This window comes from Empedobacter sp. UBA1574, from assembly GCF_002322895.1.
GTDB lineage: Bacteria > Bacteroidota > Bacteroidia > Flavobacteriales > Weeksellaceae > Empedobacter > Empedobacter falsenii_B.
Map to the genome: position 1 here is coordinate 160,775 of NZ_DCOI01000032.1, position 22,596 is coordinate 183,370.

Annotated in this window: 16 protein-coding genes; 7 read left to right on the top strand and 9 right to left on the bottom strand. The window is 32.2% G+C overall.

Going from position 1 to position 22,596, the window contains the following annotated elements; genetic code table 11:
• The first annotated feature begins 97 nt into the window (after window positions 1-97).
• From B3578_RS10330 to B3578_RS10340, 3 genes are all read left to right on the top strand, one after another.
• A complete protein-coding gene (locus tag B3578_RS10330) occupies window positions 98-2,896 on the top strand; it encodes a TonB-dependent receptor (RefSeq protein ID WP_291048443.1) in 2,799 nt (932 codons plus the stop codon).
• Between the two features lie 6 nt (window positions 2,897-2,902).
• The gene (locus B3578_RS10335; protein WP_291048446.1) at window positions 2,903-3,952 is read left to right on the top strand and encodes a phytase; all 1,050 of its coding nucleotides are present in this window, start codon (window positions 2,903-2,905) and stop codon (window positions 3,950-3,952) included.
• A 461-nt stretch (window positions 3,953-4,413) separates the two neighbouring features.
• Window positions 4,414-5,055, top strand: coding sequence for a DUF6266 family protein (locus B3578_RS10340; protein WP_125349470.1), 642 nt, complete (start codon window positions 4,414-4,416; stop codon window positions 5,053-5,055).
• A gap of 79 nt (window positions 5,056-5,134) precedes the next feature.
• On the opposite strand, the gene B3578_RS10345 is transcribed toward B3578_RS10340, so the two are convergent.
• From B3578_RS10345 to B3578_RS10365, 5 genes are all read right to left on the bottom strand, one after another.
• Entirely contained in the window at window positions 5,135-5,395 is a 261-nt protein-coding gene (locus tag B3578_RS10345) for a helix-turn-helix domain-containing protein (protein ID WP_125349469.1), read from the bottom strand.
• A gap of 294 nt (window positions 5,396-5,689) precedes the next feature.
• On the bottom strand, window positions 5,690-6,550 hold the full coding sequence (locus B3578_RS10350) for a glycerophosphodiester phosphodiesterase family protein (RefSeq protein WP_291048451.1): 861 nt from the start codon (window positions 6,548-6,550) through the stop codon (window positions 5,690-5,692).
• An 11-nt stretch (window positions 6,551-6,561) separates the two neighbouring features.
• On the bottom strand, window positions 6,562-9,717 hold the full coding sequence (locus B3578_RS10355; RefSeq protein WP_291048455.1) for a TonB-dependent receptor: 3,156 nt from the start codon (window positions 9,715-9,717) through the stop codon (window positions 6,562-6,564).
• Window positions 9,718-9,928: 211 nt separating this feature from the next.
• On the bottom strand, window positions 9,929-11,143 hold the full coding sequence (locus B3578_RS10360; protein ID WP_291048458.1) for an MFS transporter: 1,215 nt from the start codon (window positions 11,141-11,143) through the stop codon (window positions 9,929-9,931).
• An 87-nt stretch (window positions 11,144-11,230) separates the two neighbouring features.
• Window positions 11,231-12,145 carry a helix-turn-helix domain-containing protein gene (locus B3578_RS10365; RefSeq protein ID WP_125349466.1) on the bottom strand — a complete coding sequence of 305 codons (915 nt, stop codon included), beginning with the start codon at window positions 12,143-12,145 and terminating at the stop codon, window positions 11,231-11,233.
• A 256-nt stretch (window positions 12,146-12,401) separates the two neighbouring features.
• Between B3578_RS10365 and B3578_RS10370 the strand changes: the two genes are divergently transcribed.
• Window positions 12,402-13,169: a methyltransferase domain-containing protein gene (locus B3578_RS10370; RefSeq protein WP_291048463.1), complete on the top strand. Its 768-nt coding sequence runs from the start codon at window positions 12,402-12,404 to the stop codon at window positions 13,167-13,169.
• A gap of 45 nt (window positions 13,170-13,214) precedes the next feature.
• On the opposite strand, the gene B3578_RS10375 is transcribed toward B3578_RS10370, so the two are convergent.
• Genes B3578_RS10375 through B3578_RS10385 form a run of 3 tightly spaced genes read right to left on the bottom strand, consistent with a single transcriptional unit; the run spans window position 13,215 to window position 16,668 of the window.
• Complete coding sequence (locus tag B3578_RS10375; protein ID WP_221856827.1) at window positions 13,215-14,402, bottom strand: aspartate aminotransferase family protein; 1,188 nt, start codon at window positions 14,400-14,402, stop codon at window positions 13,215-13,217.
• Window position 14,403: 1 nt separating this feature from the next.
• On the bottom strand, window positions 14,404-14,955 hold the full coding sequence (locus B3578_RS10380) for a hypothetical protein (protein WP_291048466.1): 552 nt from the start codon (window positions 14,953-14,955) through the stop codon (window positions 14,404-14,406).
• 39 nt (window positions 14,956-14,994) lie between these two features.
• Window positions 14,995-16,668, bottom strand: a complete 1,674-nt coding sequence (locus B3578_RS10385; RefSeq protein ID WP_291048470.1) for an OstA-like protein — start codon at window positions 16,666-16,668, stop codon at window positions 14,995-14,997.
• A 244-nt stretch (window positions 16,669-16,912) separates the two neighbouring features.
• Between B3578_RS10385 and B3578_RS10390 the strand changes: the two genes are divergently transcribed.
• Entirely contained in the window at window positions 16,913-17,833 is a 921-nt protein-coding gene (locus B3578_RS10390; protein ID WP_115000647.1) for a Dyp-type peroxidase, read from the top strand.
• Window positions 17,834-17,894: 61 nt separating this feature from the next.
• Here the strand turns inward: B3578_RS10390 and B3578_RS10395 are convergent, their stop codons facing one another.
• Window positions 17,895-18,347, bottom strand: a complete 453-nt coding sequence (locus tag B3578_RS10395) for a Fur family transcriptional regulator (RefSeq protein WP_038331681.1) — start codon at window positions 18,345-18,347, stop codon at window positions 17,895-17,897.
• A 195-nt stretch (window positions 18,348-18,542) separates the two neighbouring features.
• On the opposite strand from B3578_RS10395, the gene B3578_RS10400 reads away from it, so the two are divergent.
• Both B3578_RS10400 and B3578_RS10405 read left to right on the top strand, forming a co-directional pair.
• On the top strand, window positions 18,543-20,885 hold the full coding sequence (locus B3578_RS10400) for an ATP-dependent helicase (protein WP_286494898.1): 2,343 nt from the start codon (window positions 18,543-18,545) through the stop codon (window positions 20,883-20,885).
• 230 nt (window positions 20,886-21,115) lie between these two features.
• On the top strand, window positions 21,116-22,579 hold the full coding sequence (locus B3578_RS10405) for an alanine/glycine:cation symporter family protein (RefSeq protein WP_221855076.1): 1,464 nt from the start codon (window positions 21,116-21,118) through the stop codon (window positions 22,577-22,579).
• The last annotated feature ends 17 nt before the right edge of the window (window positions 22,580-22,596 follow it).

Sequence of the window (22,596 nt, forward strand, 5' to 3'; positions counted from 1 at the left end):
ATCATTGAAGTAATTTTATAATTGTTAAATATTTCTTAATAAATATTTAACAATTAAGATGTATAGCAAGTGTATTTTTGACGAAATTTAATTTCTAATGAAACATCTTTTAAAACTCTCCTTATTCATTCTAGGTCCATTCGTTTTGGCTCAAAGCGGCGTTATCTCAGGAAAAGTTATAGATTCTAACGATCAATTTTCGTTACCAGGAGCTACAATTCGCATCGAGAATTCCAATAAATATACTGTATCTGACCAAAATGGTAATTATCAATTTCTAAATCTTACGCCTGGTATTTATACCATTTATATTGATTATTTGGGATACGAAACCATTTCAAAACAAATAGAAGTTACCGAAAATAAAACAGCCGTTATTGATTTTTCTCTAAACGCAGGTTACAATGAACTAAATGAAGTTGTTATAGTTGGAGATTATTTAAAAGGGCAAGCAAAAGCATTGAATCAACAAAAAAATAACGGAAATATTACCAATATTATTTCTTCAGATCAAGTTGGTCGTTTTCCAGATTCTAACATCGGAGATGCGTTAAAACGTGTGACTGGAGTTACAATGCAAAACGATCAAGGTGAAGCCAGAAACATTATCATTAGAGGTTTATCGCCTGAATTAAATTCGGTCATGTTAAATGGAGATCGTATTCCATCTGCCGAAGGTGATAACCGAAATGTACAAATGGATTTGATTCCTGCGGAAATGATTTCATCTATCGAAGTGAACAAAACTTTGACACCAGATATGGATGCAGACGCAATTGGTGGAGCTGTAAATTTGATTACGCGTGCTGTTCCAAACAAAGAGCGTATTTCTATAACGGCTTCTGGTGGTTATGCACCAATTCGCGAAAAAGGCTTGTACAATTCAGCTTTTTTATATGGAAATAGATTCTTTGACAAGAAATTAGGTGTGGTTGTTTCAGGAAGTTATCAGGTTCAAAATTTTGGTTCGGATAATATCGAAGCAGTTTGGGACAAAGATGAAAATAAAACCTATTTGTCACAATTTCAGATTCGTAAATATGACATTCAACGCGTAAGAAGAAGTGCGTCTTTTTCGGCAGATTATAAGTTTAATGAAAACAATAGAATTGATCTTTCTGCTATTTACAATTGGCGTGACGACCGAGAAAATCGTTATAGAGTAACTTATCGCGATTTAGAATTTGATGAAAAAACAGGAACTTACAAAGGAAATATACGTCGCCAAACAAAAGGTGGAATTGATAATAACCGCAATAAAAATACGCGTTTAGAAGATCAACGTGTTTACAATGTTTCGTTACGAGGAGAGCATTTATTATCACCAAAAATCGATATGGATTGGGCTGTTTCTTACTCAAAAGCGAGCGAAGACAGACCAAATGAGCGCTACATTGATTATCGTGCAAAAGGTGTTACGTTTAATGAAGATTTATCTGATGCAAAATATCCAAATGTAACAACAACTTCTGCAGAAGATTTGACCAAATTCAAAGTTGGATCATTATCAGAACAACACGATTATACAGATGAAACAGAATTTGGTGCAAAGCTTAATTTCAGAGTTCCCTTAAGTCTTATTCCAAATCAGAAAGGACGCTTACGCTTTGGTGGTCGCCTTCGATTGAAAGACAAAGAGCGCGAAAATATTTTCTATTCATACGAAAGCATAGATGGAATGGGAAATTTGAGTACTCAAAATCCTGTAAATTGGTCAAGCAATCGTTTCAATGCTGGTAAAAAATACCAAGCTGGATATTTCTATTCAAATCATCAATTAGGAAATTTAGATTTAAACAATACAAATCTATTCGAATCTAACTTAGAACCTTCTGAATATCTAGCCTCTAACTATAAAGCGAAAGAATATATTTCGGCAGGATACATTCGTTGGGATCAAGATCTATCATCTAAAACATCTTTGATCGTTGGTGTTCGTATCGAAAATACTTCGATAGATTATACTGGGAATTATGTTCAAGATGAAGAAGATTTAATTGGAGAAATCAAGCACAAAAACGATTATACAAACGTTTTACCAAGTCTTTCTTTGAAACATAAATTTACAAATGATTTTATTCTAAGAGCGGCTTTCACAACAAGTATTGCACGACCAAATTATTACAGTTTAGCACCTTTTGTAAGTGTTTTGAAAGAAGATACAGAGCTTTTTGCAGGTAATCCAAATCTGAAAGCGACCTACGCCATAAACTATGATTTAATGGTTGAAAACTATTTCGAAAATATCGGAATTGTTTCGGGAGGATTTTTCTACAAAAAATTAAACGATTTCATCTATACATACAAAAACAATACATTTACAACAAATGATTTCCAAACACTTTTTCCTGACGTAGCAAACCCAGTTCCTGCTGGAGAAAACTGGAAAATGACACAAGCTAGAAATGGAGATCACGTGAATGTTTTTGGGTTTGAGGTTGCATTTCAGCGTCAATTAGATTTCATTCCAGGCGAATTTTTCAAACATTTGGGAATTTACCTTAACTATACATACACCGATTCGAAAGCCAAAGGAATTACCAATGAAGATGGTGATTTGAGAGAAGATCTTGATTTACCTAAAACAGCTCCACACATGTTCAATGGTTCGTTAGCATTCGAGAACAAAAAGTTCTCTGCACGTATTTCGGTTAATTATACAGCCGCTTATTTAGACGAAATTGGAGGAAATGCTTTCGAGGATAGTTACTATGACAAACAATTATTTTTAGATGCAAATGCGTCGTATAAATTCTCGAAGCAATTACGAATTTTTGCAGAAGCAAACAATTTAACAAATCAACCTTTACGTTACTACCAAGGAGTTTCGAGTCAAACAATGCAACTCGAATATTATCAACCACGTTTTACTTTAGGTCTAAAGTTTGATTTCTAAACAATTATGAAAAAAATATTCATCACATTATCACTATTCACTATTCTATTTTCTTGTGAATCCTCTAAACTGGCTCCAGTTCCTACAAATGCAGTAAAACCAACTGTTACAACAGAGCAAACACCAAATGACACTGATGATCCTGCAATTTGGATCAATTATCAGAATCCTGAAAAATCACTTATTATTGGAACAGATAAACAAGAAGAAACGGGCGGTTTATATGCCTATGATTTGAATGGTAAAATCGTAAACCAAATCGTTCCACTTAATCGTCCAAATAATGTAGATGTTATGTACGGTTTTCCTCTGAATGGAAAAAACGTAGACATTGCAGTACTTACCGAACGTGCAAACAATAAAATTAGAATTGTTTCGCTTCCAGATTTTAAATTGATTGACAATGGCGGAGTCGAAGTTTTCAAAGACGAAACATTACGAGACCCAATGGGAATTGCGCTCTACAAAAGCAAAAACAACAAGTTTTATGCAATCGTTGGTCGTAAAGATGGTGTAAGTGGCGAATACCTACATCAATATGCATTAGAAAACAAGAACGGAAAAATAGAAGCAACTTTAGTACGCAAATTTGGAAATTATTCGGGTAATAAAGAGATTGAAGCCATTGCAGTTGACGAAGAATTAGGCTTTATTTATTATGCTGACGAAACAGCAGGAATTAGAAAATATTATGCTGATCCAGAAAAAGGAAACGAAGAAATTGCATTTTTTGGGCAAAAAGATTTTAAACGCGACCACGAAGGAATTGCAATTTATAAAACCAATGCAACAGATGGCTATATCTTAATTTCGGATCAACAAGCAAATTATTTTAATGTATACAAACGACAAGGTGAAGCTTCAAATCCGAATGAACACAAATTGATTGCTAAAATCCCAGTTTCTACTATCGAATGTGACGGAGCTGATGCTATAAACTTCAATTTTGGAACTAAATTCCCAAAAGGTTTCTTTGTTGCTATGAGCAATGGAAAAACATTCCAAATCTATGATTGGCAAATAATTCAAAACGAAATTGATAAACAAGCAAAATAATTATACATTCACACATAAAAAATCCGAGCTCATAGCTCGGATTTTTTAGTTATATAGCAGCACCTTTTTTGTCAATATAACATCATTTGCACTTATATTTTTTTGTAAACAAAGCCAATCAAAACAAACTTTATGAAAATTTTCTACATATTTTCTACATAAAAACTTCTACTCCACTTCATCGAACAAACATCGAACAAACATCGAAGAACAAATATAGAATAGATATAAAACCATCGAAGAACTATCGAAGAATCATCGAAAAAACAAACACATAAAAACAGTACATAACTTATAATCAATTGATAATCAATTAATAGAAAAGACAAAAACAGATAACCAAGGAAAAAGAAAGAAAAATAAGGAAAAAACCTGACAATTAGAGAAATTTTAAGAAAATAGAATTTTTGTCAATATATATTGCTGAACTTTAGCATAATAACCCCTAAAAAAATAAAACAATGGGAAAAATTTATGATTCACTTTTAGCAGGCTCTTCAGGACGCACAGGGCGTATAGTTGTAGCAAATGTAAATGGTCACGAGATTTCAAGAATCAGACCTAAAAAAAGAACCAAAGCACCATCAGAAAAACAATTACTCGTTCAGCAAAGAATGAAACTTGCCATAGACTTTATGACCTCATACAGAGCCTATGCTTGCAAACACTATGGTTATCGTACAGGCATGCGATCTTCTTACAATCAAGCGTTTACCAACATCACAACAAACCTTGTAATAGACTATTCAACAGCCACTATAACACCAAATTACCAAAATATTTGTTTCTCCAAAGGTGCATTATTAGCCGCCATTCCATTATCTATTACTTTAGTATCAGCCGCAATGGTCGAGATAAACTGGCAGAACAATGCTTCACCCACATCAGACACAGCTACAGATATGTTGCAAATATTAGTAGCAGTAGAAAACGAAAACAATACATTTTTTATTGAAAATGCAACAGAACGAATGAACGAAACTTACACTTTAAGCCTATCCAACTTTCAAATAGGTAAAACCCTACACTTTTGGATTGCCTTCCGTTCACAAACAGAAGACCAAGTGTCAAACTCAGTTTATTTAGGTGCCATTAGTACTTAAAAACATATTCCTAAGGCTAAAATAATCTAATCATATTTAGCCTTAGGAATATTAAAGTTAAATGACCCACATAAAATTGTCAATCATTATACCTCTTCAAAATATCCAAAAACAATAAACTCCTCAAATAGTAGTTCTTAGAACCTAATCTAAAAAACTTAATCTCACCTTTTTTGCGACACCTATCCAGAGTCTTTTCAGATATACCAAACAATTCAGCAACCTCTTGATCCGTCATCAACTCATCTTTAGTCAATTTAAAATCCTTTGTACTATAACGTTCTACAAACTCCGCATAGATTTGCTGAAGTTCCAAAAATGTAAATTCTGTTTCCTTCATACTACAGCTTTTATAAAAACAATACACATTGGTAATTATTTAATAATGACTAATTTACAAATAAATAAAATATAATACCATATATTAAGCATTTAACTCACAAAGCTTGTTGTATAAATGAAGAAAATAGCCTCTCAAGAAGATAATAAGGCTGTAATCATCCAAGACTCTAAAATCACAAAATGAAAAGAATCTTTTTACATGAAAAATGCACAACTGAAATAAATTTAGTTAACCAAAAAAAAATCCTATTCGAAACAAATAGGATGTATTCTGCTAAATATTTTAATAAAATTACTTGTAGTTAATGAATTGCGAAGGATAATCTGTTTCAATAATATCTGGTCGAGAAATTAAATGCTGAATATAACCCCTTGCCCTTTCTATATCGGTTGGCAATTTATCCGTAGAAGGCGCAATGGCAATCATCACCATAACACCTTTTTTACGCAAATAAGCTATCATTTCTTTTTGTTCTTCTTTCACTTCCAAACCAATCCAAGCAATCATTCTATCATACGAAACATTTAGTTTCTCAAAACTTTCAACATCTTTCATCGAATGAAAAGGTTTCATAAACATTACATACTCAAGATGTTTTGCATAATAAGCAACCTCATCATCTTTTCGCAAACCTAAAACTACATTAGGATAAGGATTTTCTTTCAGAAATTTCACATAAGTTGCATACGGAACACCTTTATTATCCAATTGAAAAATAGTTTTTCCTTGACTCCAATCCAAAGCTTCTTTTAGTGTCGGAATTTTAAAATCAGTCAACTTTCCTTCCCTATCTTTTAATTTCGCATGTTTTATTTCAGCATAGGTATAATCTTTTACCTTTCCTTGCATATTTGTCGTACGATTCAAGGTATCATCATGCATCAAAATAAGAACAGAATCTTTTGTAAGTTGAGGATCTATCTCAAAAAAAGAAGGCATAATAGACAAGGTTTTCTCAAAAGCCTCAATACTATTTTCAGGATAACCAGGCATCATACCTCCTCTATGTCCCGAAATAATAACAGGTTTATTTTCATCTTGTTCAAAATATGATTTCAACTCATCAAAACTCTTAATATCAACCGTATGCAACTGAGCATTAGCCACAGCAACTGTGGCTAAAACACTCAATAAACTAATTATTCTTTTCATAAAAATGATAATTAAAAACTATATCTAAATCCTATCTGAATTTGATAAGGACTAAACGCATAACTTGTTTTTCCTGTATTAGTATTTACATTATATACAAAATGCTTCTCTGTCGCATCAAAACTTTTAATTGAATAAATATTTTGCTTTCCAATACGAGGACCAACACCCCAATCTTTACTCAATAAATTCGCTACATTGAAAATATCAAAACCAACTTCAAATTTATGCTTCTCAACAATATTGAACTTCTTTGTTAAACGCAAATCAAACGTTCCAGCAAACCCATTAATACCTCCATTTCTTTCTGCTATTTTTCCAAAACTTTTGCGGATATAATCTTTTGTATGTTTTTCTACTTCTGGATTATCTAAAATTGCCTGAATTCCTTTCTTTAAATAATCTGGTGTTGATGCACTATTTGGATCATAGATATAAGCCAAATCATTCGAATTCACAAAATCTCCATTCATGTTACCATTCACTGCCAACGAATAACGAGTTCCTCCTATTCCACTAAAACGAACACCAGCAGTCATTCCCCAAAAAGTTGGTGATTGTCCATACACAACCAGTTTATGACGGAAATGTGTATCAGAATAATTCATTTTACTTAAATTTCGAGGATCTTCAGCAACCATCAAACTCAACGTCGCTGTATTCGCAACATTACCATTATAAGAAGTATTATCTTTCGAATCATTCCAAGTATATGAAACAGAAATCTGTCCATCCTTGAAATAACGATACGTACCATCTAACACAAATGCATATTGATCTTTTTTACCATCACTAATTAATTCTAAAACACGACCCAAGTCTTTCGTTTTACGTCCATTTACCCAATTGGCAGCTCCATTTGTAGGGTTTATTGTTGACGCTGGCACATAAACACCACGATTCGCCTCTTCTGCAATTCTAAAAAATGGTTCATCAACCATATTACGATCCACATACATATAGTTGTTACGCGCCCAGTTAGCATAAGCACTAATTCCTACACGCAAACGATCACTAAAAAAATGGTTATAAGAAGCATTTAACTTATACACCGTTGGCACTTTCGCATCTTTACTATTCGCATTTATTGTGATTAATTTTTCAATATTAGGATTATTGAACAAATCTTTTCCCGGAGCAGTATCAGGATTTTGTCTATAACCAATAAAATCTGGCGTTGGCACTAAAGCACCTTCAATATCTACCGCAGCAACCTTGGTCCCATCAAACAACATATTATTAATCATAGAATAAGGATTAAGTGAAGAACCAAAAATACCTCCACCAAATTTTACGAAATCTTTTCTATTTTGATTAACATCCCAAGTCAATTGAAAACGAGGTTGAATTTGCCACGTATTAATCTTATTATCAGTTCTAACACCCAATTGTTTATCAGCAATTTCATTGTAGTTTGCACCATTCAAGTATTGCATATTCTCTACACGCAAACCAGCCATTAAGTCTAAACCAGGAGAAAGCTCTGTTTCCATTTGTCCATAAACCGCAGAACTTAGTTGATTAATAACTGTAGAAGGATCATCCGTCAATCTAATCTCTCTTGCATAACGATAAGGTGTCATGTTCTTAAAATTGTCCATACCAGTAAAATAAAAACGTCCGTTCATTTCACTACCATACACATTTACCATTCTGTAATACGAGAAATCTCCACCAAAAGTATATTTGATATTATTTCGGTTGATATAAATATTATTCACCAATTGCACAACATCTCCTTTAAACCATTCTGGAGAAAAGCGTTGTCCACCTAACTGAATATTTGTAAACTGATTTTTACCATTAATCGTAGAACTAATTCCTTCTACAATCGCACGCGGAATAGATGCAGTTGGTAATTCCTTTGATGCTAATACAGATTGGTTCTCTAAAAAATACTGAACTTTTAATTCATTTGTAATATCATCATTAATATCAGTTCTCAACGATAACATCAAACTATTATCAGTTTTCTTACGATCAATATACGATTCGTACATATTGATTGTTGTATTATCTCCTTCTGATAATAAATCTTTTTCATGTACAAAATTATTACGAAGCGTTAATAAATTTCTCGCATTAATCTGCCAATCTAAACGTAAAAATGCAGCATTTGTATCTTTATTCTTATTAAATGATCCAAACTGAGGATTATTCGAAACACCATATTTTTCACGCGCAATGCTCAAAAATTGATCTAAAGTAGATTGCGTTACATTAAATAAAGCTTCATCACTTTCATTATTAATATTTGCAATGAATAATGGACGTTTATCAACTTGTCTATCCCAAGCAACAAAAAAGTGCGCTTTATCTTTCTTAATTGGTCCTCCCAAAGAAAAACCATATTGATAAGTAGAGAACTCATTATCTCGTTTATTTCCACGAATATCATACGGACTCGAAAGCCAATCTGTACGACCATACAAAAATGCACTTCCTTGCATTTTATTCGTCCCAGACTTTGTAACAGTACTAATTGTTCCACCACCAGCACGCCCGTTTGTTACATCATATTCATTTGTTACCACTTTAAACTCACGAATCGCTTCCATCGAAATAGAATAAGAAGACGAAGTAGAACCTCCTGCAATAGTACCTCTATTAGACATTCCATCTATCGTATAATCAACAGACGAAGATAATTGACCACCAATACTTGTTCCATTGCTCAACGGAGATAAATCTATTAAAGAAGTGAAATTTCGTCCATTTACAGGTAAAGTTTGTAAATCTTTTGCCGATACAGAAGTAGACGCACCAACTTGTTTAATAGAACTTTTTAAAGTTTGCCCACTTACCATCACTTCATTCAATTCAGTCGTTCCATTTGTAAATTTGAACGGAACCCAAATTAAATCTCCTTGATTCAAACTATATCCTTCTAAGATCTCCTCACCATGTTCTTCCGAAATAATAGTAACTGTATAAGGAGAACCTAATGGCAACTGCTTTAAGTTATACTCTCCTTTTTCATTCGTTTTCGTAGAAGCTGTAAATCCTGTCGATTCATTTTTCACAACAATGGTTACATTGTGCAAATCCGAACCATTAGCATCAGTAATTTTTCCCGATATACCTGCTAAATCTCCCTGTGCATAAACTGCAGTAGTTGCTCCCATCACAAAAACAACTGCTGATAGTTGAAATAAATTAAGTTTCATGTATATGTTTTATTTGAAACCCAAAATTATTTTTTACCTCACAATATGGTGTTACTTAATAATTAAGAAAGCTTTAACTAAAAGTCATAAAAAAGGTAATAGTTACAAGAAATTTAAACGTTTAATAAACCTTAAGAATTTGGTTTTAAGATTTAAAAGAGTATTTAAAGAAAATAATATGTTAAAAATCCGAGCATTCGCTCGGATTTAATTATACGATTATAGCTTTTTTTCGTGTAGATTTCTTCATTCTATACATAACGTAAATAATTACAGATAATAGAAATGAAAAAATAAAGTATCGGATTGCTAACCCATTTTGAGTATCAACTTTACCAGTACTTGAGATAATAAAACTTGTAAGCGAAGTAATAATATACGTCATTCCTCCCATCAAACCACCAGCAACACCAGCATTTTTAGGAAAAGCCATCATATTTGAAGTAAAGAATGATGTGAATAAAATTCCCGAACAAATATGAATGAAAAACGCAAAGAATAATAAAACAAATAGATTTTGAACAAAGAAACCTGCGATAATCAAAAGAGAAATCAAAACTAATTGTACAATAATAGGTAAAGCTATACTTTCTTTAAAGTCAAGATGCATTCTTTTCTTTCCTACAAATCCGCCAATCATCCACGAAAAACCTAAAATTAAAGTTGAATAACCAATCACTACAGAATTAAAATGATAGGTATTTTCAATTAAAAACGGACCAATAATATTGAAAATCATTACAATAGAATAAGCAACAGCCTGTATCATAATTCCAACTATAAATAATTGATTGCTAAGCATCATTCTATAAGTATCAATAACGTTTTTCAAATTCAATTTAGTCTTTTCAACAATACTTTCCCCACTAAAAATCAATTCAAAAATTAAAATTAAAGCAGCGTAAATAGCTAAAAAATAAAAATTCGCATGCCAATTGAACAACTTTTCTAAATATCCACCTAAAAATGGAGCCAAAATAGGTCCGCATGACCAAACAATCGTGAAATAACCTAAATAATGTTTCGCCTTTTCTGGTGTATGAATATCAATAAAAAGTGCTCGAGTTGCAATAACAATAATCGCAACTGAAATTCCTTGAATAATTCGAAGAAAACAAATCAACAAAATGCTATCTGTACTCGCGATAACTAAACTTGTGATTAATACGACAAATAATGCTACAATTTTTGGATAATATCGTCCAATTGCATCCAAAATACTTCCAATAAACAATTGAGATAAACCATAACTCAATAAAAAACAAGTCAGAGTTAATTGAATACTACTTTCTGGAACTATCAACGATTTTGCCATCGACGGAAATGACGGCAAATAGATATCTGTTACAAATCCCGAAATTGGAATCGAAAAGAAACCAAGTATACTTATAATTTTTTTCCTTTTTTCTGATGCTTCTCTCAACATAAATCATTTTTTACTATGCAAAAGTAAAATGAATGTGAAATTGAGGAATTAAAAAAGACAAATAAAAAATTACAAAAATCAAATAAATTAATTTTCTTGTTTAAATTTTAATGGAGAAGTTAAAGTATGTTTTTTAAAAAAATTATTAAAATGAGCAGGTTCCTCAAAACCTAATGTATAACCAACTTGCGCAATATCCCAATCAGTATACAACAACAGGTTTTTAGCTTCTTCAACTATTTTCTGTTTAATAATTTGTGTCGTTGTTTGTTTTGTTACAGATTTCACAGATGAGTTGAGATGATTTACATGAATATTTAATTTCGTTGCAAAATCAGCGGGTGTTTTCAAAATAAGTGGATGAGCAGGAGAATCTAGTGGAAATTGTTTATTTAATAATTCATCAAACTTCTTATACAATCTCACATTTGATGGCAATTCAACCGCATGTATTTCATCAACTTTTTGTTCTAAAACATAATGAAAAATAGCAGATAAATGATTACGAATACTAAAATATCTCAATTGATAATTGGATTGATTAAGACGATACATTTCCTGAAAATAAGACAAAATCAAAGGCAATTGTTCATCAGAAATCTCAATAAAAGGAGAACTCCAATCTTTAAACAAAGATGTTTTTTTGAAGACATCAAACTCTTTATTTTCAGAAAAAAATTGTTGATTGAATAAACAAAAATAACCTTCTTGCAAACTCGATTTACATTCCCAAGTATAAGAAATATGCGGAGATGGAAGAAATAAAACCGGTTTAGAAATATATCTTTCATTATTTCCATATTTAAAAATTCCTTCACCAATCAACAAACTGATTTTGTAATAATCTCGCCGACTATATGGACTTTTAAAACTACAATATTTACGCAAAGAAATATTAAAATGCGCTTTATCGTGTTCAAAGTTAGCAGAATTCATCAATTCGGCTTGTTCTAAACTAATTTTATTATAATAATCTGCAATAGTTTCTAATTCTTGACTCATCTTTATTCTTACAAAATTCAAATAAACGACATTTTAGAATAATTATATGTTAAAAACTACATTAATCATAATATTACCTATTGTGCATTTTGATAATTTTAGCAATTAAACCGTCAATTCGAGTAAAATTCTTTTAGAATTTTTATTCATTTCATTTCTTCAAATCACTCGAACTGACAAATTTTTATTCAAAATACACAGTGGATTAAGTATTATAAAATTTCATTAACTTTAATCACATTCAAAACTCAATAAAATGCCTTGGAATCCCGAAAGATATAATCAATTCAAAAATATTCGTTATCAACCTTTTTATGATTTAGCGGATTTAATTTCTACTAATAATTTGAAAAATTGCATAGATGTAGGTTGTGGAACTGGCGAACAAACAGCAATTCTCGCTAATAAATTTGAACATGCTAATTTTTTAGGAATTGATTCTTCTAAGGAAATGCTCGAAAAGTCAAAAGAATTTGATTTAGCCAATCTTACATTTCAACAACAAACGATTGAAAATTTTGCAAATTCAGATACAACTTGGGATTTAATTTTTAGTAATGCAGCGTTACAATGGTCGGATAATCATGAAGAATTGTTTCCTAAATTAATCTCAAAACTGAATGTTAATGGACAATTTGCAGTGCAAATGCCTTGTCAAAAAGATAATGTATTGAATGTTATTTTGAGTGATTTAGCACGAGAAAAACCTTTTGCGGATTATTTGAATAATTTTCATCGAGATTCTCCTTTGTTAACGATAGATGATTATGCGAAAATCATATTTGATAATGGATTGAAGGATTTGAACATAAACATGAAAGTTTATCCAATTTACGGAAATGACGAAACAGAATTTTATAATTTCATTTCTGGTTCTGCTTTGATTCCTTATATGGAGCGTTTAACGACTAAACATCAAGAATTATTTACGACAGAATTTAAAACGAGAATTAAGAAATATTATAAGACTTTTCCTGCAATTTATTCCTTTAAGAGAATATTGTTGTATGGAAGAAAGAGTTAAACAAAAAGAGAATCAATTATGATTCTCTTTTTTGTTTATTAAAATTTAATCTAAATCGTCTAATACAGATTTTAAGATATCACAACCTTTTATAATATCTTCATCCGAAATATTAATTGGCGGTGTAATTCGTAAATTCTCGATGCTATACATTAAAAAGAAAAGAATCAAGCCTCTATTCATACATTCTTGCTGAACGCGCAACGTATATTCTGGCGATGATAACTCAGGAGCTAACATCAAACCTTTTCCGTGAATTTTCTTAATTTTTGGATGCTGAAGATTTTCTCTGAATAATTGTTCTTTACGATCAATATCATCCATTAATTTCTCTTCTTCTATAACATTTAGTAATTCTAAAGCTGCAGCTGCAATCACAGGATTTCCTCCGAAAGTCGTAATATGTCCCAATTGAGGATTTTGCTTAAGAGAACTCATAATTTTATCAGAAGTCATAAACGCACCAACAGGTAAACCACTTGCCATACCTTTTCCCATTGCCACAATATCTGGCACAACACCAAAATGCTCGAAACCAAACAATTTCCCTGTACGTCCAAATCCTGGCTGAATTTCGTCCATAATCAATAATGCACCAACTTCTTCGCAACGCTTTTTCAACTTGATAAAGAAATCATTTTCTGGTAATCTAAAACCAGAAGCACCACGAATACTTTCTACAATAACACCAGCCGTTTCTTTGGTAATTTTTTGTAAATCTTCTTCGTTATTAAAATCGATGAAATAAACTTCTGGTAACAATGGTCGGAAAGCAGCTTTCTTACGTTCATCACCCGAAACACTTAATGAACCATGTGTATTCCCATGATAGGCATTACGAAAAGAAATCAATTGACGACGACCTGTAAAACGTTTCGCTAATTTAAGCGAAGCTTCAATCGCTTCTGTTCCAGAATTCACCAAATAAACTTGATCCAATCCTTCTGGTGTTAAATCAACCAATCGCTTGCATAATTCGACTGGTTTTTCTTGCGCATATTCACCATAAACAGCGACATGCATATATTTGTTTACCTGATCTATAATCGCTTGATTGATACGCGGATGGCTATGTCCAAGTGTATTCACCGAAACGCCAGCCACAAAATCAAGATAGGCTCTTCCATCCTTTCCATAGATATAAGAGCCCTTTGCGTAATCGACTTCAAAACCAGATGCAAAATTTGTTGTTTGCGCCTGATATTTGAAAAATCCTTCTTTTAATGTTCCCATTTTATTTTAATAAAAAAAGCACAGCTGCACCGCCCATTGCATACGCTGCAACAGTAAGAGCATCTGATTTACCTTTCGAAAATTTTCTTATTTTGAACGATGAAATATCATTTTTATGAAACTTCAATTCTTTTTCTGTTCCTTTTACAACAGCATATAAGGTATCAGCTTTCCATTGCTTTGCCTCTATTGTATATTCTTTTCCTTGCGCATCTACTTTATAAAATTGATCGGGTTTGATAACATCCGAAATATTAATTGTAGAAGGATCTATCGCTACTTTCTCTTCTTTATTCTCTTGTTTTTTAGCTTTTAATGCAGCTAATTTTTCTTTACTTTCTGAAAGAGATGAACTAATTGCATTTTCATTAGGACTTTTGCGTTCTCTTCTCAATTCAGCAATATCAGCTCTGGAACGACTTCTTTCATTAGAGTTAGCCGTCTGATTATTGCCTTTAGACATTTCCAAAGCATATTCGTCAGGATCAAAAGCTTTGTAAGTATAACAACTTGATAATAATAGAATAGATAATATGATAGATGTAGTTTTCATTTATAGTTTTAGAAATTAAACGATTAATTTATGAAAAGATTATTTCGATTCGATAAAAATATCTCGCCAAGTGTTTAATCGTTCAGAAATTCGCCATTTAAAATCGGGTAAATAACGCATTTCTTCAGGAAATTTAGACAATGGATACATTTTTCCGTCCGATTTTATGCGACATGCAACCAATTCAACATCTTTTCCTACAACATCAACTTCTATAATTCCGCAATAAGAAATATTAACTCCATAACGTTCTTTCACTTTCGTTTTTTGATCCGTATCATCCATGTACGTCAACGCGACAGCATTTTCTTCTACATTTATAAAATCAATTTTATCATCCTGAAAAAGAACAGTTAAATATTTTCCTTTGATTTGATGATATTCATTTTCCACAAGCGAATCCACTTTAGCAATCACAAAAGCATTATTAAACACTTTCATCGAGTCTAATTTTTCTGTTTTCGCATTTGTATACGCTTCGATATAATCTCCTGTAACTTGGTTATCACCAGAAAATAAAATTGGATCTTTGTAAAATTGCATCAATCCTTTAGTTTGATTGTACACCAAAGAATCTGCTTTTCCGTTCGCATTCGATTTGTAAAAACGCGCTTTATGAAAAGCTTTCACCAATGAAGTCGAATCAACATCGTGACGTTTTACCGCCAACAACGTATCAGCACTTATGTAAAGCGAATCTTTATCAAACGCTTTCACAGCATACGCGTTCTTCGTTACAAAAGCCGAATCTAAGTATTTAAAAGCTTCTCCGTAATCACCTTTCAAAAATCTTTTTTCTAATGGATCATCCAAAAAAACATCGCCTTCACCTTTACCAAAACCTGTTTTATCGTTGAAATAAAGTTTTTTAGCCGTCAACGTTTTGTTTTGATAATAAACTTTTGAATTTCCTCTTAACCAAGCTTCACCTGTTTTTTTATTAAAATCTCCATCCGAAGTAATGATATATTGTGATGGATCATTTCGACGTGTAATTTTAGAATAATCGCGGAAAGTTGTAATTCCCGTAATATCATTCGTCGTCATTTTTCTCGAATAAATCGTATAATCTTTATTCGTAATAAAAACTTCTGAACCAAAATTTGCCGATTTAGACTTTACATTATACACAACATTTCGTCCTTCGACTAAAGTTCCATCAGAACCAATTGTTTTGTAAGTATCATTTACAATAATATTTCCTGTCAATCGTTCGTAAATCATTTTCTCAGAACTTATTTGTTGCGTAGGTATCTTCACTTCTACTTTCCCAATACCAGTCGCAATCTCGGTTGTACGATTATAATCCATATAATCTGCCGTAATACGAGAACTTGGATCAGTCAACACCACATCTTTGAAAGCTTTTGCAATTGTTGTGTTTCCGTCATACTCCATTTTATGCGCCGTAATTGTTTTGTCTTTGCTCACCAAACGTGCATTCGACCAAACAACAGCCAAGTTTTTATCACGATACAAAACCGCACTATCAGCCGAAATTACATCACCTTTATATTCGATTACAACATTTCCTGATAAAAAATCATTTCCCTCAAAACGTTTCGGATCATGTTCTACTAAATCAGCATGCCTTAGATTAACTTTTTCTTTTTTAGGTTTCTGTTGCGCAAAAGCACTTATCGTCATAAAACATGAAAGTAAAAAAGCAACTTTCAAGCCTGTTTTATTTCTATTTATATAATTAATTAACAATTACTTATTATTTTTATTTAATCTCTATTTCACTTCAAAAAAGTGCTAGCCAAAATTAGTATTATTTTTTTAGTCCTAAAAATTAATTATTACGTTAAAACGTGCTTTAATACTTAAAATTTTCATAATATTTTAATCAATATGATAGATTTTCAAGTCTTAATTTAATTAAAAAAATAACGATTATTCATCAAATTCAGTTTTAAAATTCTTAACTTCATATTCAATTTTATAAATCTATTAAATGCCTCAATATCAAAATGTATTAGACAGTCCAAACACCAATACTATTTTTATGGTTTGGAATTTTAAGGAAAATACTGCTTACAAAGATGCTTTCAAAAAGCTTTGCGCTTTAATTATCAATCTCAATCATTCAGCCAATACACGTTTTCCGAAAACGCAATCGAGCGTTATTTTAGGAATTAGTTACGATGCTTGGATAAAATTAAATTTACCAAAACCTTTGCCGAAAGAATTAAAACCTTTTGTTGCCATTAAAGGAGAAAAGCATGAAGCCGTTTCTACAAAAGGCGATATTCATTTTCATATCCGCTCTACGCAACAAAGCTATTGCGTTGATATTGTTTCTAATTTGACTGATTTATTGAATGATGTTGCTACTTGTCAAGAAGAAATTCATGGTTTTAGATATTGGGATGGTCGTAGTATTTTAGGTTTTGTTGATGGAACTGAAAATCCACAAGGTAACGAAAGAATAAATTTTGGTTTGATTGGCAATGAAGATTCTGCTTATACAAATGGAAGTTATTTATTTGTGCAAAAATACATTCATGATATGCAAGCTTGGAAAGATTTACCAATTTCTGAACAAGAAAAAGTAATTGGAAGATCTAAAGTTGATGATATTGAAATGAATGACGATGAAAAACCCTCGAATTCACATTCTGCATTAGCAAATGTTGGAGATGACAAAAAAATTGTTCGCGATAATATGCCTTTTGGAAATATGTCGACAAATGAAATGGGAACCTATTTTATTGCTTATGCTAGAAAGTTTAGCATTGTAGAAGAAATGTTAGAACGCATGTTTGTTGGTGAACCTATCGGAAACTATGATCGAATATTAGATTTTAGTAAAGCTAAAACTGGAACTTTATTTTTTGTTCCTTCTTTTGATTTGTTAGATCAATTTTCTAATTAAAAATAACAAAAAAGACCTTTTACGAAATCGTAAAAGGTCTTTTTATTTTATAAAATCAAGGTTATTTATTCTTACGAGTTCCGTAAAAATATAATGAATGATTATCAATTTTGATATCAAAAATATCTTCTATCGTTTGTTTGATAGATTGGATTCTTGGATCACAAAACTCCAATACTTCTCCTGTATCAGACAAAATAATATGGTCATGATTTTTGTCGAAATATGATTTTTCGTAATGCGCTTGTTGATCTCCAAACTGATGTTTACGCACCAATTTTGCTTCCATCAAAAGCTCGATAGTATTGTATAAAGTAGCACGACTAACGCGGTATTTCTTATTTTTCATTTTGATATACAACATATCAATATCAAAATGATCATCTGTAAAATAAATTTCCTCTAAAATAGCATAACGTTCAGGTGTCTTACGATGTCCATTGTCTTCCAAAAAATTCGTAAACACTTGCTTTACTATTTCGTAATTACTTGATTTTACTGATTCGTCTGTCATATAAAAAATTTGTGTAAATATACAGAATATTTCCTTATCAATGTAACGAAACAACTTTCAATTCGTACGTTTTTTCTATCTCTTGATAGTAAATCTTTATAACAACGTATAATTAACAATATATCTATATAAGAAAACGTATAATCTTTCAAAATTATTTTATCCTTTACACCACAAAGGTTAACTTTGCACACGATGGAAGAAAATTATTTAGAAAAACTGAACGAACCACAGCGTTTGGCTGTAGAAGCTACCGAAGGTCCAGTAATGGTAATTGCGGGTGCGGGTTCTGGAAAGACGAGAGTGTTAACTTATCGCATTGCTCATTTACTAAATAAAGGAGTTGATGCTTTCAATATATTGTCTTTAACATTTACCAATAAAGCTGCCCGAGAAATGAAAGAACGTATCGGACATGTGGTTGGTGAAGCGAATGCAAAAGCACTTTGGATGGGAACCTTCCACTCTGTTTTTGCGCGTATTCTACGTGTTGAAGCTCCGCTTTTAGGTTATCCATCAGATTTTACAATTTACGATCAACAAGATGCAGTTTCTGTAATGACAAAGATTATTAACGAAATGCATTTAGATAAAGATATTTACAAAGCAAAACAAGTTTTGGGACGTATTTCTCAATACAAAAATAACTTGATTACAGTTAGAGCTTATCACAATAATCAAGCTTTAATTGAAGCAGATAATGAAGCAATGCGCCCTCGAATGGGTGATATTTACAGAGCTTATGTAGATCGTTGTTTCAAATCTGGTGCAATGGATTTTGATGATTTATTGTTGCGTACCAACGAAATTTTGACGCGTTTTCCTGAGGTTTTAGCAAAATATCAAGAACGTTTCAAATACATTATGGTAGATGAGTACCAAGATACCAATCATTCTCAATATTTGATTGTAAAAGCATTGGCTTCTCGTTACGAAAACCTATGTGTAGTTGGTGATGATGCGCAATCTATTTATGCTTTCCGTGGTGCAAATATTCGAAATATTTTATCATTCAAATCCGATTATCCTGATGCGAAATTGTATCCATTGGAACAAAATTACCGTTCGACGCAAATGATTGTGGAAGCTGCGAATCAGATTATCAAACAAAATCAAGATCAATTAGAAAAAAATGTTTGGACTGCGAATGAAACTGGTGAAAAAATAGCCGTTTATCGTGGACTTTCTGATGCTGATGAAGCGCGTTATATTGCAACGCAGATATGGGAAAGACAGATAAATGAACATCTTCAACCAAAAGATTTTGCTATTCTTTATCGTACCAATGCACAATCTCGTGCGTTAGAAGAAGCCTTGAGAAAAAGAGGAATTCAGTACCGTGTTTATGGCGGAACATCTTTCTATCAACGCAAAGAGATTAAGGATATGGTTGGTTATATGCGATTATTGATTAATCAAAATGATGAAGAAGCTTTATTGCGAACAATCAATTATCCGGCACGTGGAATTGGTCAAACGACTATTTCAAAACTTTTGGTTGCGGCAGATCAACATCAAATTAGTTTATTTTCTTTGATTGAAAATATTGCGATGTATGCTCCAACCATTGGAATAAATGCAGGAACATCAAACAAATTGAATGATTTTGTGTTGATGATTAAGCGTTTCCAAGTGATGCTAAAATCACATGATGTGTATGAAGTAACAATGGAAATGGCTAAAAGAACACAATTGTTGAATGCGTTGAAAGAAGATTCTACACCAGAAGGTGTTTCTCGCTTAGAGAACGTTCAAGAGTTGTTAAATTCGATCCAAGGTTATGTCGAAGAACAACAACAATTAGACGAAGGAGATGCTTCTTTAGGTGGTTTCTTAGAAAATATTGCTTTGGCAACTGATGCGGATAACGAAGAAGATGACGATAATAAGGTCAATTTGATGACGGTCCACTTAGCAAAAGGTTTAGAATTCCCTGTTGTATTTATTGCAGGTTTAGAAGAAAATCTTTTCCCTTCTATGATGAGTGTTAACACGCGCGCTGAATTAGAAGAAGAACGTCGCTTATTTTATGTTGCCTTAACACGCGCTGAGAAAGTGGCTTATATGACCTATTCTGTTTCACGTTTTCGTTGGGGAAAAATTATCGATTGTGAACCTTCTCGTTTCTTAGAAGAAATTGATGATAGTTTCTTAGAATGGAAAAATCTGAATATTTCTGCAAGAGCTTCTAATAATAGTGGATTATCGGCTGATTTATTTGGAGATGAACCAACACCACAAAACTATCAACAACGAGAAAAATCAGTTGCAAGACCAAATCCAAGAGCTCGTGTAGAACCAGCTCAACCAAGGTCAAATTTCAAACCAGTAAATCAAACAAAAAGTAACGCTTCATCAACAGCAAATGCACAAGGTTTGCAAGTTGGTCAAGTTGTTGTTCACGATCGTTTTGGACGAGGAATTGTGAAAGATTTGCAAGGAGAACCATCAGATATGAAAGCAATTATTCATTTTGATAATGCAGGAGAAAAAAAATTACTCTTAAATTTTGCAAAACTAAAAATCATTCGATCATAATAAAAAAACAGAAAAAGGTTACAGTAATTTGCAACCTTTTTTATTTGTATTTAACCAATTACACACCTTTTATCAAACTAAAGGTTTAAATAATATATCTTCAAAATTTAGAATAAAATTCTTGCTTGTATTTATTTTTTCGAATAAATAAACAGATTAAATCTTATAATTAAGATTTTTTTAGCATTTTAGCACCACAAATAAACACAAGAACAAAATTTTTTACTCAAATGGATGATATCATCAATCTAATAAGTAGCTACGTTTGGTCATATGCCTTGATTGGACTTTGCGCTTTAACAGGAATTTACTTCTCTATTCGCACCGGATTTTTACAAATAGTCTACATAAAAGACATGGTTCGCTTGCTATTTAGTGGCGAAAAATCGGACAAAGGAATCACTCCTTTCCAAGCTTTTTCTTTAGCAATTTCTGGTCGTGTCGGAACCGGAAACATTGTTGGTGTTGCAACCGCAATCGCAATGGGAGGCCCTGGAGCAATTTTTTGGATGTGGTTTATCGCATTTTTAGGAAGTGCATCTGCATTCATAGAATCTGCATTAGGACAGGTCTACAAGCAAGAAATCGATGGAGAATATCGTGGAGGTCCTTCATACTACATCGAAAAAGGTTTAGGAATCAAATGGTACGCGGTTTTGTTTGCAATCATTACAATTATGAGTTGTGGATTATTATTACCAGGCGTTCAGTCGAATAGTATTTCATCTGCTTTGAATAACGCGTTTGATATTCCTATTTATAATTTTGTAGGAATTCCAATCAACATTGTAGGATTCGTCATTATTGGATTATTAGCCTTGATTATTTTTGGAGGTGTAAAACGTTTGGGACAAGCTTCTGAATTTATCGTTCCTTTTATGGCAGGCGCTTACATCTTAATGGCAATCATTATTATTGGAATGAATATCCATCAAGTTCCATCAGTTTTACGATTAATTTTTTCATCAGCTTTCAATCAAGAATCACTTTATAGTGGTGTTTTTGGATCTGCAATTGCTTGGGGAATAAAACGTGGAATTTATTCTAACGAAGCTGGTCAAGGAACTGCTCCTCATGCGGCTGCGGCTGCGGAAGTAAACCATCCTGCACAACAAGGTTTGGTACAAGCTTTTTCTGTTTACATCGATACATTATTTGTGTGTACTGCAACTGCTTTTATGATTTTATTTACAGGAAAATACAATGTGAATCACCCAGAAAAAGCGGGAAGTTTCATTACTCAAAATCTTCCTGGAGTAGATTATACAGGTTTTACGCAAGCAGCTGTTTCAAGTCATTTTCCTTCATTCGGAAATAGTTTTGTTGCGATTGCTTTGTTTTTCTTTGCTTTTACAACGATTATGGCTTATTACTATTATGCTGAAACGAATATTACATACATTTTCAAGAAAGGAAATAGAAAAGTATATGTATGGATTTTACGTATTTGTTTTTTAGGTGCTACGTATTACGGAACAATCAAAACTGCTGAAACTGCTTGGGCAATTGGAGATATTGGTGTTGGTCTGATGGCTTGGGTAAATATTATTGCTATTTTATTATTAAGCGGAGTTGGGCTTAAGGTCTGGAAAGATTATAAAGACAAACGTAAAAAAGGAATTAAAAATCCTGATTTTAATCCTACAGAAATCGGAATTAAAAATGCTACTTTTTGGGAGAACAAAAATAAATAACACAAAAAAAACCACTT

What these genes read in the sequence shown, in the direction of transcription:
- B3578_RS10395 (WP_038331681.1), bottom strand. Translation starts at nt 18,347, where the DNA reads ATGACAGACGAATCAGTAAAATCAAGTAATTACGAAATAGTAAAGCAA.
- B3578_RS10360 (WP_291048458.1), bottom strand. Translation starts at nt 11,143, where the DNA reads ATGTTGAGAGAAGCATCAGAAAAAAGGAAAAAAATTATAAGTATACTT.
- B3578_RS10335 (WP_291048446.1), top strand. Translation starts at nt 2,903, where the DNA reads ATGAAAAAAATATTCATCACATTATCACTATTCACTATTCTATTTTCT.
- B3578_RS10355 (WP_291048455.1), bottom strand. Translation starts at nt 9,717, where the DNA reads ATGAAACTTAATTTATTTCAACTATCAGCAGTTGTTTTTGTGATGGGA.
- B3578_RS10345 (WP_125349469.1), bottom strand. Translation starts at nt 5,395, where the DNA reads ATGAAGGAAACAGAATTTACATTTTTGGAACTTCAGCAAATCTATGCG.
- B3578_RS10340 (WP_125349470.1), top strand. Translation starts at nt 4,414, where the DNA reads ATGGGAAAAATTTATGATTCACTTTTAGCAGGCTCTTCAGGACGCACA.
- B3578_RS10390 (WP_115000647.1), top strand. Translation starts at nt 16,913, where the DNA reads ATGCCTCAATATCAAAATGTATTAGACAGTCCAAACACCAATACTATT.
- B3578_RS10380 (WP_291048466.1), bottom strand. Translation starts at nt 14,955, where the DNA reads ATGAAAACTACATCTATCATATTATCTATTCTATTATTATCAAGTTGT.
- B3578_RS10400 (WP_286494898.1), top strand. Translation starts at nt 18,543, where the DNA reads ATGGAAGAAAATTATTTAGAAAAACTGAACGAACCACAGCGTTTGGCT.
- B3578_RS10365 (WP_125349466.1), bottom strand. Translation starts at nt 12,145, where the DNA reads ATGAGTCAAGAATTAGAAACTATTGCAGATTATTATAATAAAATTAGT.
- B3578_RS10330 (WP_291048443.1), top strand. Translation starts at nt 98, where the DNA reads ATGAAACATCTTTTAAAACTCTCCTTATTCATTCTAGGTCCATTCGTT.
- B3578_RS10350 (WP_291048451.1), bottom strand. Translation starts at nt 6,550, where the DNA reads ATGAAAAGAATAATTAGTTTATTGAGTGTTTTAGCCACAGTTGCTGTG.
- B3578_RS10370 (WP_291048463.1), top strand. Translation starts at nt 12,402, where the DNA reads ATGCCTTGGAATCCCGAAAGATATAATCAATTCAAAAATATTCGTTAT.
- B3578_RS10375 (WP_221856827.1), bottom strand. Translation starts at nt 14,402, where the DNA reads ATGGGAACATTAAAAGAAGGATTTTTCAAATATCAGGCGCAAACAACA.
- B3578_RS10405 (WP_221855076.1), top strand. Translation starts at nt 21,116, where the DNA reads ATGGATGATATCATCAATCTAATAAGTAGCTACGTTTGGTCATATGCC.